11 protein-coding genes are annotated in these 14,432 nt (G+C 53.8%); 8 read left to right on the forward strand and 3 right to left on the reverse strand.

What is annotated here, in order from left to right:
- The first annotated feature begins 92 nt into the window (after positions 1 to 92).
- Positions 93 to 755, forward strand: coding sequence for a YheC/YheD family protein (locus tag FLT43_RS23440; RefSeq protein ID WP_087440805.1), 663 nt, complete (start codon positions 93 to 95; stop codon positions 753 to 755).
- Positions 756 to 1,049: 294 nt separating this feature from the next.
- Entirely contained in the window at positions 1,050 to 1,199 is a 150-nt protein-coding gene (gene sda / locus FLT43_RS23445) for a sporulation histidine kinase inhibitor Sda (protein ID WP_087440804.1), read from the forward strand.
- Positions 1,200 to 1,594: 395 nt separating this feature from the next.
- Here the strand turns inward: sda and FLT43_RS23450 are convergent, their stop codons facing one another.
- Positions 1,595 to 2,602, reverse strand: a complete 1,008-nt coding sequence (locus tag FLT43_RS23450; protein WP_087440803.1) for an NAD(P)/FAD-dependent oxidoreductase — start codon at positions 2,600 to 2,602, stop codon at positions 1,595 to 1,597.
- A 524-nt stretch (positions 2,603 to 3,126) separates the two neighbouring features.
- On the opposite strand from FLT43_RS23450, the gene FLT43_RS23455 reads away from it, so the two are divergent.
- From FLT43_RS23455 to FLT43_RS23465, 3 genes are all read left to right on the forward strand, one after another.
- Positions 3,127 to 4,323, forward strand: a complete 1,197-nt coding sequence (locus FLT43_RS23455) for an NAD(P)/FAD-dependent oxidoreductase (RefSeq protein WP_087440802.1) — start codon at positions 3,127 to 3,129, stop codon at positions 4,321 to 4,323.
- 3 nt (positions 4,324 to 4,326) lie between these two features.
- Positions 4,327 to 4,569, forward strand: coding sequence for a hypothetical protein (locus FLT43_RS23460; protein ID WP_087440801.1), 243 nt, complete (start codon positions 4,327 to 4,329; stop codon positions 4,567 to 4,569).
- A 210-nt stretch (positions 4,570 to 4,779) separates the two neighbouring features.
- Entirely contained in the window at positions 4,780 to 6,204 is a 1,425-nt protein-coding gene (locus FLT43_RS23465) for an MFS transporter (protein ID WP_087440800.1), read from the forward strand.
- Positions 6,205 to 6,250: 46 nt separating this feature from the next.
- On the opposite strand, the gene FLT43_RS23470 is transcribed toward FLT43_RS23465, so the two are convergent.
- Positions 6,251 to 7,129, reverse strand: a complete 879-nt coding sequence (locus FLT43_RS23470; RefSeq protein WP_087440799.1) for a LysR family transcriptional regulator — start codon at positions 7,127 to 7,129, stop codon at positions 6,251 to 6,253.
- Between the two features lie 141 nt (positions 7,130 to 7,270).
- Between FLT43_RS23470 and FLT43_RS23475 the strand changes: the two genes are divergently transcribed.
- On the forward strand, positions 7,271 to 8,437 hold the full coding sequence (locus FLT43_RS23475) for a 2-methylaconitate cis-trans isomerase PrpF family protein (RefSeq protein ID WP_087440798.1): 1,167 nt from the start codon (positions 7,271 to 7,273) through the stop codon (positions 8,435 to 8,437).
- Between the two features lie 133 nt (positions 8,438 to 8,570).
- On the opposite strand, the gene hemQ is transcribed toward FLT43_RS23475, so the two are convergent.
- Positions 8,571 to 9,323, reverse strand: coding sequence for a hydrogen peroxide-dependent heme synthase (gene hemQ / locus FLT43_RS23480; protein WP_087440797.1), 753 nt, complete (start codon positions 9,321 to 9,323; stop codon positions 8,571 to 8,573).
- Positions 9,324 to 9,571: 248 nt separating this feature from the next.
- Here hemQ and FLT43_RS23485 point away from each other — a divergent pair, with 248 nt between their 5' ends.
- Positions 9,572 to 9,865 carry a YuiB family protein gene (locus FLT43_RS23485; protein ID WP_087440912.1) on the forward strand — a complete coding sequence of 98 codons (294 nt, stop codon included), beginning with the start codon at positions 9,572 to 9,574 and terminating at the stop codon, positions 9,863 to 9,865.
- Positions 9,866 to 10,987: 1,122 nt separating this feature from the next.
- Entirely contained in the window at positions 10,988 to 14,158 is a 3,171-nt protein-coding gene (locus FLT43_RS29785) for a chitinase (RefSeq protein ID WP_221936166.1), read from the forward strand.
- Positions 14,159 to 14,432 lie beyond the last annotated feature (274 nt).

A 14,432-nucleotide genomic window follows, 5' to 3' on the forward strand; every position in this document is an offset into this window, starting at 1 on the left:
TAAGGCGCGTGCCGCGGACAATCATCCAAGAATTTTCAGGCGGCAATGAGTATGTATAAACGAGAGGCTCGTAGACGAAAGGGGATAGACGCATGGAAGGACGGCAGTTAGCCAGCAAATGGCTGAAGACGGAAGCGCTGCTGGGAAATCCGCGGGTTGCGGATCATATTCCGGCAACGCGGGTGTATAACACCTCCAATTTGCATCAAATGCTGAACCGATATGGATTTGTCGTCATCAAGCCGATCGTGGGCGGCGGCGGAAACGGCGTCATCAAAATCACCATGGAAGGCGGGAATTATGCGTACACCTATATGGCGAATACGCGCTCATTTACCGGGTTCGATGAGATGGTCCGCTCGCTGTCCACGGTGAAGAAGAAGCGCAGATACATTATTCAGCGCGGCATTCGGCTGGCTTCGATTAGCGGGAGACCGATCGATTACCGGGTCAAATTCGTGAAGACGAAGGGAAGATGGGTCTGCCGGGGCGTCGTCGGCAGGCTGGCGCGCCAGGGCCTCTTCGTGACGAATCTATGCAGAGGCGGGACGCAGCTCAACGGGTCAGAAGGCATTCGCCGCTCCTTGTCCGGCCGGATGGTTCGAGCGAAGAGGCGGGAGATGCTGAATATTTCGCAGAAATGCACCCGAATCTTGGAGAGGAAGTACCCGGGCATTCGCCAGCTCGGCTATGATTACGGGATCGACAAATCCGGACATATCTGGATCTTTGAAGTGAATACGCGCCCGCAATAGCGAACATTCGCGATGCGGGCGGCTTCCGCGCTTACAGTCCATAGAGTGATAGATTTCATTTGGGAACAACAAGATTATGATTAAAGATTTTTATCCAAAAGTCAACAAAAATAGATGTGAATAAAACTATCCACATCATCCCCAATGATTCAAGTCCTTTTTCGACGGTTATCAACAAGTTAAACACATATCTTCCACAGCCGGTTGTGGATAACGGAACGCTTGTTCCTGAGAAATCAACCATGATATGATGATGGGGCATTAAGGAAACTTTTAGGAAAGGTTGTGATTAGGATGGCTTTGCTCTCCGATGAATTGCTTATGGATTCCTATGAGCAGGCAATCAAGCTGGGTCTAGATGATGACTTCATCGCGCTGCTGCTTGCCGAAATTCAGAAACGCCGCCTGCATCCGACCCTCTTCCACAAACCGGTGTGCAGATAGAATAGCCGGTTATTCGTGATCCTTACTCCCAAGACAGGCCATTGACAGTTGAGGACGTGTTACAGTGCTCACAATATAAGATATGCACACACAACCGGCTGCTAGAACGATCCTGGATATGGATCGGAAGCGTGTCATTGGCGTCCTCCGCTTGGAAATAAGGAGAGTAAGGTCCATAATAATCTTCCAGTTTGCCGCTGTCGACGGCTGGGTTCAAACAGTTCGGACATTGAAGCATGTGACTGGTTATGCCGTTGCATAGTGGACAAACATGAAACAAGGGTATCCTCCTCCATTAGATACAGAATAGGAGTAGGATACCCTTTCTTTCCTTGTCTCATGACAAGCCGTTATTATTCCGCTATCCGCGCCGTTCGCGCTTCCTGTCGGGCAGCTTACATCTTCATGTTGCTGCTGTGGCCAGGGGACAGCTTGGCCGTCGGATCGATGTACACCTTCGCGTTGTTCACCGCTGTTGGCGCTTCGCCGAAGCCGACCGCAATCAATTTCAGCTTGCCGGGATATGTCGTAATATCGCCTGCCGCGAATATGCCTGGAATGTTGGTCTCCATCCGGGTATCGACGACAATCGATCCGCCTTCAATGTTCAATCCCCATTCGGCAATCGGCCCCAACGAGGATACGAAGCCGAAGTTAACGATGACCGCATCGACATCGATATCCATCGAGTCTTTGCTCTTCGTATCGGTGATGGTCACCCGTTCCACGCGTCCCGCGTCTCCGTGCAGGGCGGTAATCTCCTTCGGCGTCAGCACCTGCACCTTGGAGTTCATCAATTGCTCGACGCTGTGCTCATGGGCGCGGAATTTGTCGCGGCGGTGAATCAGGGTCACCTGCTCCGCGATCGGCTCCAGCATTAATGCCCAGTCTACGGCGGAATCGCCGCCGCCGCTGATCAACACGCGCTGACCTTTGTACTGCTGCAGATCGCTGACGAAATAGTGCAGGTTCGACTTCTCGTACGGCGCGGCTTCCGGCAGCTCGAGCCTGCGCGGTTCGAAGGCGCCTACGCCTGCGGTGATGATCACGGCCTTGGCGTGATGAACCTGCTTATCCGTCGTAACCGCGAAGAGGCGCTCGTCGAGCTTCTCGACCTTAAGCACTTTCTCTTCCAGCCGCACATCGGGGTGGAAATGCTCCATCTGCTGCTTGAGCTGATTGACCAGTTCCTGGGCCGTAACCTTCGGGAATCCGGCTACGTCGTAAATGTATTTCTCGGGATACAGGGCTGCTAACTGTCCTCCTAGTTGAGGCATGCTCTCAAGCAGCCGTACGGATGCTTGGCGCATACCGCCGTAGAAGGCGGCAAACATTCCGGCAGGACCGCCACCAATAATAAGAATATCTACAATATCTTGTTGTGAAGCTGGCTGTGAATCCAAGGCAGAGCACCTCCAAAATGACGATGTCTGACCACGTGATCATGGTCATTGTGCAATCCGGCACATTATCCATTATAAACCTAGTACGGAGAGAAGGAAACAATGCATTTGAAAAGGTTTCATGCGATGTCAGCGATTTTCACAAATGAAATGTGGTACAATATAGGAAAGAAGGAAGAACACGAAAATTTTGACCCATTAATTGACAGTTCAAAAAAACAAACATCTAAAACGCTTACATTTAGGAATAAGTAAAAATGATGCTTGTATTTTAGCTGGAAACTCGATATCATTGCATGTGGATTGTATACAAAGTTCGATAAATTGTCGATGATGCAATTCACAGCGGCGTTTCTTTTATACAACATCGCGTAGGCAATAGTTTGTTTTTTTTTGTGGGGATTTTCACATTTCCACTACAACTTACTTATTATAAATGGGCGTCGAAGCACAGCCGATTCTTTTCCTGCGGGTCCACAGAGTCGGCTCAAGTTGATTTACCCGACTGGAAGGAGCAAATTACGATGAGCAACATACCTAAAATCGTCATTTTAGGCGCGGGATACGGTGGCATCATGGCAGCTCAGCGGCTGCAAAAAGAATTGAATTACAATGAAGCGGATGTAACGCTGGTCAACAAACATGACTACCATTACTTCACGACTCATTTGCATATGCCTGCTGCCGGTACAGACTCCTATGAAAATGCCCGCGTATCGATTTCCAAGCTAATCGACGAGTTCAAGATTGATTTCGTCAAATCGGCCGTCAAAGAAATCCGCGTGCAAGACAAGAAGGTCATTTTGGAAGACGGAACGCTGTCCTTTGATTACTTGGTCATCGGCCTGGGCGGAGAGCCGGAGACATTTGGCATTCCGGGTCTGGGCGAGTATGCGTTCAGCATTCGCAGCATCAACTCGGTTCGCGTCATCCGCGAGCATATTGAACATCAATTCGCTCTGTTCAAGCAGGATGAGAGCAAGAAAGAGCGCTTGAACTTTATTGTCGGCGGAGCGGGCTTCACCGGCATTGAGTTCGTAGGCGAATTATCCGATCGCGTTCCACAGCTGTGCAAGCAGTTCGATGTTGACCCGCAGCTCGTTAATATTTATAACATTGAAGCGGCGCCGACAGCGCTCCCGGGCTTCGATCCGGAGTTGGTCGAATACGCGATGGACGTGCTGAAGAAGAAGGGCGTAACGTTCAAGCTGGCGACCGCAATCAAGGAATGCACACCGGAAGGCGTCGTGCTCGCGACCGGTGAAGAGATCAAGGCATCCACCGTCGTATGGACCGGGGGCATCCGCGGCAACCGTCTCATCGAGCAAGCCGGCTTCGAAGCGATGCGCGGCCGTGTCAAGGTGGATGAATATTTGAGAGCGCCTGGCCATGACAACATCTTTATTATCGGCGACAACTCGCTGATGATTAACCCGGCGAACGATCGTCCCTTCCCGCCGACGGCGCAAATGGCGATGCAGCAAGGTCCGGTATGTACAAGCAATATCGTCGCTTCCATTCGCAATCAACCGCTCAAGAAATTCGAGTATCATAATAAAGGGACCGTAGCATCCCTGGGCAAAGGCGAAGCGATCGGCGTCGTCGGCTCGAAGAAGCTGAAAGGCTTCTGGGCGGCACAGCTGAAAAAAGTGATCGACATTCGCTGGCTGTTCATCATCGGAGGCATTTCCTTGGCGCTTCGCAAAGGAAAGTTCTTCTAAGCGATGCGTCATTGCAGCGTGCAGGTGCGGGGGCTGCTGACCCGCCCCGAATTGGATCGCTACAACGCCTTGATGGAGGCCGGATCGTATCTGGAGCAGCAGAACCGCCACGATCTGGCCTATACCGTGCAAAAAGAAATCGATCTGCTCATTCAACCGGCGATCGAACGGCTGAAGGAAAAAGGCCGTATGCGTGATCGCATGACAGCGGAATATTTGGCTTCTCTGCAGGATGAAGAAGATTGATTCTAGATAGGCACACCGTCGCCGCAGCTCGCTGCGGCGGCTTTTTTTTGCTAGGAATAAATATTTTTGATTGATAACGATTTAAAACAACTATTTTTTTGATGCCAATGGTCCGTGCTATAGTGTAACCAATCAGCTGATGCCTGTGGGCTCATCCTTATCTTTGCGATTACCCATGAGGCGGAAATCCAATTCGGAGGTGGAAGTGGTTTGCGTATCACGCCAAATGAAAGCGGTGCCAATAACTTATCGGGCCGCCTGGATCGGCTGCCTGTCAGTTCGATTCATCGCAAGACGTTAGTGACGCTGGCGATCATTTATTTTTTTGAATATGCGGATTTGAATACGTTTTCTTTCGTGGCCCCGGTATTGAAAAAGGAGTGGGGGATGTCCGTCACCGAGATCGGCTGGATCACATCAAGCTCTTTTCTCGGGATGTTCATCGGTTCGGTATTTGGCGGATGGTTCGCGGACCGATACGGAAGAAAGCGGGCCATTATGATGATGACGTTATTTTTTTCCGTGTTCTCTATGCTTACGGCTGTGGCATGGAATCCGGTCATCCTCGGAATCTTCCGCTTCTTGACCGGCATGGGAGTATCCGCGGCCCTGATCAATTCGAGCACATATATTAGCGAGTTTTTCCCTTCCGTTTCCCGAGGCAAATTTCAGGGCATCGCACTCGTCGTCGGCTTGCTGGGCATTCCGGTCACCGGCTGGATTTCAACCTTGCTTATCGGGTTAGGCCCCTTCGGCTGGAAATTCGTCTTCATCTGGGGCGGAATGGGGATCGTAGGTGTATGGTTCCTGCGCCATCTTCATGAAATTCCGCGTTGGCATGTATCCCGGGGAGAAACGGAAAAAGCGGAGGCGATCGTCCGGCAGGTGGAAGAGCAGGCGCTCCGCGAAAAAGGAGAACTGCCTCCCGTTCCCGAGCCAGCTTATCGGCCCCAAGCGCATATGGCAGCCAAGGGCTACCGCGAATTGTTCAAGGGAAAATACCGCCACCGGACGCTCATCCTGGCTATGGCTTGGATTTTCCAGACACTCGGCTTCTACGGATTCGGCTCCTGGGTTCCGACGCTGCTCGTTCAGAACGGAATTATGCTCGATAAATCACTGCTGTATAGCACGTTGATTACGATCGGTGCTCCGCTCGGAGCTTTGCTTGGCGCGATGATCTCCGACCGCTTTGAACGGAAGTGGAATTTGGTCGCTTCATCGCTCTTTATCGCAATATCCGTATTCTTTTATGGCATGACGGTCAATCCGCTGTTCCTTATCGCGTTCGGCTTTCTCGTGAATCTAATCGAGCGAACCTATTCCTCCAACCTTTACACCTATACGTCTGAAATGTATCCGACATCGATTCGCGGAACGGGCTATGGGCTAACGTACGGCTTGGGGAGGTTCTCCAATGTGCTTGGGCCGATGCTGATCAGCTTGCTGCTGCTCGAGTTCGGAAGCTTCAGCGTCTTCGCGTTCATCTCGCTCTGCTGGGTCGGCTCAGCAATCGCCTTGAGCTTCGGTCCCGCCACCAACCGGCGCAGCCTGGATGACTTCGAGAGCGGCGAGGATGAGATCAGACCATTCGAGCGAACCCGGGCGATGACGGCGATGGCCAAGAACGATTGAGCAATAAGCAAAGAGAAGAAGATAGAGAGACCGCGATGGTCTCGCTCTATCTTCTTTTTGGCGTTTCCAAGTCTCTATTTTTCATAAAATCCACGAATTCCTTAATGAGCGTCAAGTTAAGCGACTCTTTCCGATAAATCATCCACGATTTCCGTTTCCATGGCTCGCCGTGCTGTGTGGTCAAATTAATTTTGTATAAATCCTCTTGACCGCCGAGCACGATCGTCGGCAATATGGCATATCCGAGCCCGTTCAACACCATTTCTTTGCCGGTCTCCATCTTATCCACCTTCATCGCGATGTTCGGGGGCAGCGAATACCGCTCCTTCCACCAGAGGTCGATCGTATTTTGCAGGGAAGGCTCCGTCTTATAATTGATTCGCGGGAGGCTGGGCAGGTCCTGAAGACGAATTTCGTGCTTGGAGACGATACAAATATTCTCCTCCATCATTAAATGCTTCTCGTCCGGCCAATCGTAATCGCCCCGAATCATGCCGATATGGACATGCTGGCTGTAGACGGAATGAACGAGATTCGAGCTCCAGTCCGTCATGACCCTCACTTCCACATCCGGGTACTGCTCCAGGAATTGCTTGAGAATGGAGGGGAGAATATAAGTCGCAATATTGCTGGCTACGCCCAAACGAAGGATTCCCGTGACCTTATTATCCATATTTCGCAGAAATTCTTTCGTCTGGCGAAGCTGCAGGCGCATATCTTTGGCGTACTTGACGAGATGCTCCCCCTGAGGCGTGAATTGAATGCCCCTTCTTCCCCGGTTGACGATCTTGACGCCGAATTCTTTTTCCAGCTGTTGTATCCGGTACGTTAGCGCGGGCTGTGAAATATAGAGCTTCTCCGCGGCCTTGGTAATATTCTGCTCATGGTGCAGCGTCTCCAAAATGATCCAATCTTTCTCCTCCATCATATCCTCCTCGCTTCAGATATCGAAAAAAATTATCGAAAACAATAAAAGTTCGATATTTTATTTATTGCAAATACAGTAATACACTGAAATTAAAAAGTCAATGAATCGAATGCAGCGATAGATAAGGAGTGAGGGGTCATGTATGGCTTCGGACAAGTGGTCGGCATACCGGCCGTGATGATGCGGGGAGGGACAAGCAAAGGGCTCGTATTGCGGACATGCGATCTCCCGTCAGATGGCGCGCTGCGGGATCAGGTCATTTTGCGCATGTTCGGAAGCCCGGACAGCAATCAGATCGACGGGCTGGGAGGGGGGAGCAGTCTGACCAGCAAGCTGGCCCTGATCGGCCCTCCTTCTCATCCGGAGGCGCATATCGATTATACCTTCGGGCAAGTCAGCCTTGACAAGAACGTCATCGATTATAAAGTCACTTGCGGGAATCTGACGGCTGCGGTCGGGCTGTATGCCGCGGAAGAAGGTTACGTCCCCATGACTGAACCGATTACGGAAGTGAAGATATACAATACCAATACCGATAAACTGATTATTGCCGAAATTCCGGTGAAGAACGGGGCCATTCAATATGAAGGCCAGTTCTCGATCGCCGGCGTTCCGGGCGAATCGTCCAAGATTATGCTGAATTTTTCCGATGCGGGCGGGACGTTTACGCAAAAAACGCTGCCGACAGGAAATGTCGTCGATACGGTGCAAGCGGGTGACGGGCGGCGGATGGAGATCAGTATCGTTGACTGCGTCAACACGATTGTCTTTGTCAACGCGCGGGATGTCGGGCTTACGGGCACGGAGCTTCGGGCGGACATTAACGGCAATGCGGCGCTGCTGGACACGCTGGAGCAGATTCGTGTCGAGGGCGGCATTCTTGCCGGGCTAATCCGGCCGGACGAACCAGTCGGCCCGGGAACCCATTCCCTCCCCAAGATCGTTATCGTCGCGGAGCCGGCCGATTACGTCACGTCGGCGAAGGAGCCGATACGCGCGGCGGATATCGACATTTTATCGCGCTATATTTCGATGGGGGGCCTTCATAGGGCCCATGCTGTCGGCGGAGCGTTGGCGCTTGCGGCCGCCTGCCAAATACCGGGGACGATCCCCAACCGGTTGACGGCGTCACCGGGTTCGGCCGTGCGCATCGGGCACCCGTCCGGCACGATGTATGCGGAAGCCGCCGTCGCCAGGACACCATCGGATTGGCTGGTCATGCGAGCGGCTTGCGGCCGAACCGCCCGCAGGCTAATGGCCGGCGACGCCTATATTCCGGCAGCTGTGCTGTCTGCCCCTAACTAAGCGTCCTGTCCGCGAATCGAGAGGCAGCATGAGGAGCGGGCGCTGGCTTCAGGAGCATAGGCATGAAATGCAAAAACCGGGAAGCCCCCTGCGGGCTTCCCGGTCTGTGCTTCTACGGCTAGCGTAGAGAACGCTATACCTTCATGATATCGTTCAGCTTCTCCGGCGTGAGCAGGTTCCCGACGTAGAAGGAGCCGAACTCGCCGAAGCGGGCGCTCACTTCATCGAAGCGCATCTCATAGACGAGCTTCTTGAATTGCAGCGCGTCGTCGCTGAACAGCGTCACGCCCCATTCCCAATCGTCCAGGCCGACGGAGCCGGTAATGATCTGCTTCACCTTCCCGGCATAGCTGCGGCCGATCATGCCGTGGCTGCGCATCATGGCGCGGCGATCATCCATGGACAGCATGTACCAGTTGTCGGAGAGATCGCGCTTCTTGTTCATCGGATAGAAGCAGATATGCTTGCTCTTCGGCAGCGCCGGCTTCAGGCGGGCCGCCACTTCCGGATTGTCCATCGGATCGCCGGTCGCCCCCTGCTTCGCCATATAATTGCTCAGCTCGACAATGCTCACGTACGAGTAAGTTGGAATCGTATATTGTGCGAAGGAGGTTTTGTTGAAGGCATGCTCCATCGCGTTCAATTCTTCCAAGGTCTCGCGCAGATGGAATTGAACGAGATCGGCTTTCTGCCCGACGATGCTGTATACGGCGGTGCTTCCCTGCTTCTCTTCTTCCGCCTTGGTCCAATCGGACCAGAGCGATTGCAGCTCGTCCAGCGCATGCGCCCGCTCCTCGTCATCCGCCTTGTTCCACTTCGTCCAGTCGATTAAGCGAAAATCATGGAGCGCATACCAGCCTTCCAATGTTAATGCGGCTTCATTCATGTCGTGAACCTCCAATGCTTTATTATATGAAGATGTCTTCATCATCGAACATACACAAGGCCATTGTAGCTTATCTGTCAGCCCAGGAGCAACGTGGAGGTGATAAATGTCACTGAATGTTCGTTGATTTTTGGCTTCTGTGCCAGTACACTAATACTAATCAAGGCAAATTAGTGAATTTTGGATATGCGGCAGGCCGTCGGAGTATCCATATGGAGATAGGTTACAGGGGGATGATGATAGACATGATGGGATGGATTATGGTCATCATTTTGATGATGCTGTTCTTCGTCATGATGTTCGGGATCGGGTTTATTTTGAACATGCTGATGAAGACGACCTGGTTCCCAATCGGATTTTATATCGTTATTGTGCTGCCGGCGACCATTTGGATGCTGTGGAAGAGCGATCTGTCCTTCATCGGCAATATCGGAAGCTACGGTCTTGTCGATTACTTGACAGCATTGGCGGGATTGGCCGGGGCCTTCATCAGCGGCAAGACGATTGATTTGCTTCGCAAGAGCGGCTACAAAATGTTTTGATAAGGTGTGATGGGCGTGGACCAGGGGGTCCGCGCCTTTTTGGATCGGAATGGAGCCGCGAAGATGCGAAGCGAAGAGGTGCGGGTGCGGAGCGCAGAATCGCGCGGGTGCGAATGCCGGGGTGCAAGCGTAGCGGTGGCCGGGGATGTCCACCGAAGAGTGCAGGGCTGGCGGCACTGCCACAGGCTTTATGAGGCTCATAGAGCGCCGGATAAGACACAAATGGCAAAAATCCTGCAAAAGCGCAGTAATTTTTTTACTTATGGAGAAAAATTAAGGATATTACTGCAAAAGTGCAGGAATTTGTTTCTCTTGTTCCAATAGAGCCCCTTATCAGCCGAAATTGATGTATATTTGCAGGATCTTCTATTTCGAATAAGCGCCTCGGTGAGAATACTGCATTTCTGCATTATTTCCATAGAACCGGAATGACAGAAAGCTCGGCCTTCCAGCGGGGCTCAGCAAAATAACAAGCGCAATCCGTTGAGGGAAGCAGGAACGTATATTTCTCCGCACGCATTTCCTCTCAAAGCAGATATCTTCAAACTAGCTATCTCCAAAGTCGCGCTCTTCAAAGCAGTTATCCCCGAACTAGCTATCTCCAAAGCTGTAATCTTCAAAACAGTTACTCCGAAATAGCTATCTCTAGAGCACCTATCACTAATGAAACAAACTCCAAAGCACCTATCTCAAATGCATTAATCTCCATTGCCGTTATCTCGAAAGCGGCAATCTTTAAAAGTAGTTATCTTTCATGCAGCAATCTACAAAGTAGTAATTTTCAGAGTGATAATCTTCAGAGTTGATCTCTTCGAATTTACTCTCTTCAAATTTATTCTCTTCAAAGTCTCTCCCCCAATGATCGTTCCTCTCCAGCGTCGTTATCCTGAAAATAGAATAGTATCCCTGTGTGTAGATATTTATCCTTGTAGCCGGCCCGCTAGGGTGCTTTATTGGAATGTATAGAGCTCCTGGGAATATTTTGCTCGGTCCTGGTCCGTGGTGACAGAGGCTGCAGCGGCCAGGAGGGAACGAAGCTGGGGGTGATGCTGTAGAAACGGCGACGTTGGCCTTCCCGAAGGCTTGATTCATGCTGATAACAAAAAGGAGGAATGTAATGAAATGAGGGCAGCGAACCGCAAAGCACTGGTTTGTCTCTTTGTCATCGCCTTGGTTTGTTCCGTCTTCCCGGCAAGCGTATTTGCGGCCCCGGCATGGGCGCCGAATACCGATTATCGGGTCGGCGATGTCGTCACCTACGGCGGCACCGACTACAAATGCATCCAGCCGCACACTTCACTGAACGGATGGGAGCCGCCGAACGCGCCGGCGCTGTGGATGCCGCAAGCAGGCCCCGGGCCGGAGCCGGAACCGGAGCCGGATACCGAGCCGCCGGCGGCGCCGGCGAATCTGGCCGTCACCGGCTTCACGTCCACGGCCGTGTCGCTTAGCTGGAGCGCAGCGAGCGATAATGTCGGTGTCACCGGCTACGAGGTGTACCGGAACGGAACGCTCGCGGGAACGACCGCGATCACGTCGTATACCGTGACGGGACTGACGCCGGATACGTCGTATTCGTTCGCCGTGAAGGCGAAGGATGCGGCGGGCAATGCTTCCGCATCGAGTGCGGCCGTGACCGTCACTACCGCACCGGGAGGACCGGACCCGAATCCGGCCCCCGGCAAGCTGCTGATCGGCTATTGGCATAATTTCGACAATGGCTCGACCGCCCTGAAGCTGCGCGATGTATCGCCGCAGTATGACGTCATTCATGTCGCCTTCGCCGAGACCGTGGGGAGAGACCACTCGACCTTAAGCTTCACGCCGTACAACGTCACGGTCGCGGAATTCCGGTCGGATGTCGCTTACTTGCACAGCCAGGGGAAAAAGGTGCTGATTTCCATCGGCGGGCAGAACGGCTCGGTTGAGCTTCACAGCAATCAGGATGTCCAAAATTTCGTAAATTCATTGGCAAGCATTATCCAGACCTATGGATTTGACGGATTGGATATCGATTTGGAGGGCGGTTCCGTCTCGCTGGGCGCCGGGGACACGGATTACCGCCATCCGACGACGCCGAAAATCGTCAATCTCATCGCCGCGGTCCGGCAGCTCAGCGATCGCGTCGGCCCGGGCTTCATGCTGACGATGGCGCCGGAGACTGCTTACGTCCAGGGCGGCATCGTCGCCTACGCCGGTCCATGGGGCGCCTACCTGCCCGTCATTCACGGGCTGCGTGACAAGCTGGACTTCATTCATGTCCAGCATTATAACGCCGGCGGCAACGAGGCGTTGGACGGCCGGGTCTATACACAGGGGACGGCCGATTTCCAGGTTGCTATGGCGGAAATGCTGCTGCGGGGCTTCCCGATCGGACGCAACCCGAACAATCTGTTCCAGCCGCTGCGGGAAGAACAGGTCGCGATCGGCCTCCCGGCGGTGCCTAGCGCTGCGCCTTCGGGCGGCTACACCTCAGGGGCGGATATCGCGAAGGCTCTCCGCTATATTGTGAAGGGCACATCCTACGGCGGTACGTATACGCTGCAGCAAGCCGGAGGATATCCGAACTTTCGCGGCGTGATGACATGGTCGGTCAATTGGGACGCCACGAGCGGCTATGCCTTTGCCAATCAGGTACGGTCGGCCCTCGGCGGATTAAGCAGCGCCGCCGGCCTTGCCGCTGGCCCGGAACAGGCGGTCCGCATCCTGTCGGCGCCGCCAGCAGTCGCTGAAGCGTCGCTGCCAGCAGTGGCCGAAGCGCCGCTCCCAGCCGCCGCTGAACCGTCGCCGCCAGCAGCCGCCGAAGCGCTGCCGGCTGCTGACGTAGCCCTTGCCGCGGCTGCGGCCTGGGCTACGGGAGTGAGTTACGCCGTCAACGATTACGTATCCTATCAAGGGAAGATATACCGCTGCCGTCAGCCGCATACGTCGCTGGCGGGCTGGGAGCCGCCCAACGTGCCGGCGCTGTGGAGCTACGTCGGCGAGGGAGAAGCGCCGGAGGATAACGAACCTCCCAGCGCACCGGCCGATCTGAGGCTGATCGGCAAGACGGCGACCAGTGTGTCGCTCGCATGGAGCCCGGCGGCAGACAATATCGGGGTGACCGGATACGAGGTGTACCGGGATCAGACATTGGCCACGACGACGAGCGGTACAAGCGCGATTGTGACCGGGTTGGCGCCGGAGACGGCGTATTCCTTCACGGTGAAGGCGAAGGATGCGGCTGGCAATGTCTCCCCTCCCAGCGCTGCCTTGAGCGTGACGACCTCTGCTGCCGGCGGGCCGGCTCCGCTGCCCGGTAAAGTATTGGTCGGCTACTGGCATAACTTCGTGAACGGCGCGGGCTTTCTTCCGCTGCGTGATGTCTCCACCAATTTCGATGTTATCCATGTCGCGTTTGCTGAACCGGCGGACAACAGCGGGAAGATTGAATTCACGCCTTACCAATATACCGATGCCGCCTTCAAGGAAGATGTCGCTTACTTGCAAAGTCTGGGCAAAAAAGTGACTCTCTCGATCGGCGGCCAGAACGGCCACGTCGAATTGACGACTCCCGCCGCCCGCGACCGGTTCGTCCAATCGGTGATTGCGATTATCGAGAAGTACGGATTTGACGGATTGGACATTGATTTCGAAGGGCAGTCGCTTTATCTGAACCAAGGGGATACGGACCTCGAGCGCCCGACGACACCTGCGGTTATCCATCTGATTGATGCGCTGCGCGCCATTCATGATCATTTCAGAGCGGAGTTCCTGCTGACGATGGCGCCGGAGACATTTTTCGTCCAGGTCGGGTACACGAATTACGGCGCAGGCCAATGGGGCGGCGATCGGCGCGCCGGGGCATACTTGCCTGTCATCCATGCCTTGCGCGACATCATCGCTTGGGTGCAGGTGCAGCATTACAACTCTGGACCGGTAACCGGTCTCGACAATCGGTTCTATTCGATGGGCAGCGCCGATTTCCATGTGGCGATGGCCGACATGCTGGTGACGGGCTTCCCGCTCGCCAAAGATCCGAACCGGCTCTTTCCGGGGCTCCGTCCGGACCAGGTCGTCATCGGCCTGCCGGCTGACAGCCAGGCGGGCAACGGCTATACGAGCGCCGCAGAAGTGCATAAAGCGCTCGATTATCTCATCAAGGGGCGAGCGTTCGGGGGCAGCTATTCGCTGCGGAACCCGTCCGGTTATCCAGAGCTCCGCGGCTTGATGACGTGGTCGATTAATTGGGACCGCTTCAACCGATTCGGCTTCTCCGATCCGCATCGCGCTTATTTGGACCGGTTGCATTGATCATCCTCCCCAAGGGGAAGGTGCGAGCGGAGGGGACTTTTGACAGAAGGCGGCTCCATCGCATACAATGAAGATATGCATGCCGCAGCGAGACGGGCGGGCATTACATTTCGAAGGAAAGGGCAAGGTATATCGCCGATGAGCAATTAATCCGAACTGAAGCGAATCATTTTGACGATATCGATTTCAAAATGTACGTTCAGAGAGGATAGATCTGCCTGCGGGCGGATTGTCACCGGCTATGTCTTGACCCACATTCAAGGATATCATTGCT

Origin of the sequence: Paenibacillus thiaminolyticus, from assembly GCF_007066085.1 — a bacterium.
Classification (GTDB): domain Bacteria; phylum Bacillota; class Bacilli; order Paenibacillales; family Paenibacillaceae; genus Paenibacillus_B; species Paenibacillus_B thiaminolyticus.

Excerpts from the sequence above, each read along its gene's own strand:
- FLT43_RS23440 (WP_087440805.1), top strand. The coding sequence starts at position 93 with ATGGAAGGACGGCAGTTAGCCAGCAAATGGCTGAAGACGGAAGCGCTG.
- sda (WP_087440804.1), top strand. The coding sequence starts at position 1,050 with ATGGCTTTGCTCTCCGATGAATTGCTTATGGATTCCTATGAGCAGGCA.
- FLT43_RS23455 (WP_087440802.1), top strand. The coding sequence starts at position 3,127 with ATGAGCAACATACCTAAAATCGTCATTTTAGGCGCGGGATACGGTGGC.
- FLT43_RS23460 (WP_087440801.1), top strand. The coding sequence starts at position 4,327 with ATGCGTCATTGCAGCGTGCAGGTGCGGGGGCTGCTGACCCGCCCCGAA.
- FLT43_RS23470 (WP_087440799.1), bottom strand. The coding sequence starts at position 7,129 with ATGGAGGAGAAAGATTGGATCATTTTGGAGACGCTGCACCATGAGCAG.
- FLT43_RS23475 (WP_087440798.1), top strand. The coding sequence starts at position 7,271 with ATGTATGGCTTCGGACAAGTGGTCGGCATACCGGCCGTGATGATGCGG.
- hemQ (WP_087440797.1), bottom strand. The coding sequence starts at position 9,323 with ATGAATGAAGCCGCATTAACATTGGAAGGCTGGTATGCGCTCCATGAT.
- FLT43_RS23485 (WP_087440912.1), top strand. The coding sequence starts at position 9,572 with ATGGGATGGATTATGGTCATCATTTTGATGATGCTGTTCTTCGTCATG.
- FLT43_RS29785 (WP_221936166.1), top strand. The coding sequence starts at position 10,988 with ATGAGGGCAGCGAACCGCAAAGCACTGGTTTGTCTCTTTGTCATCGCC.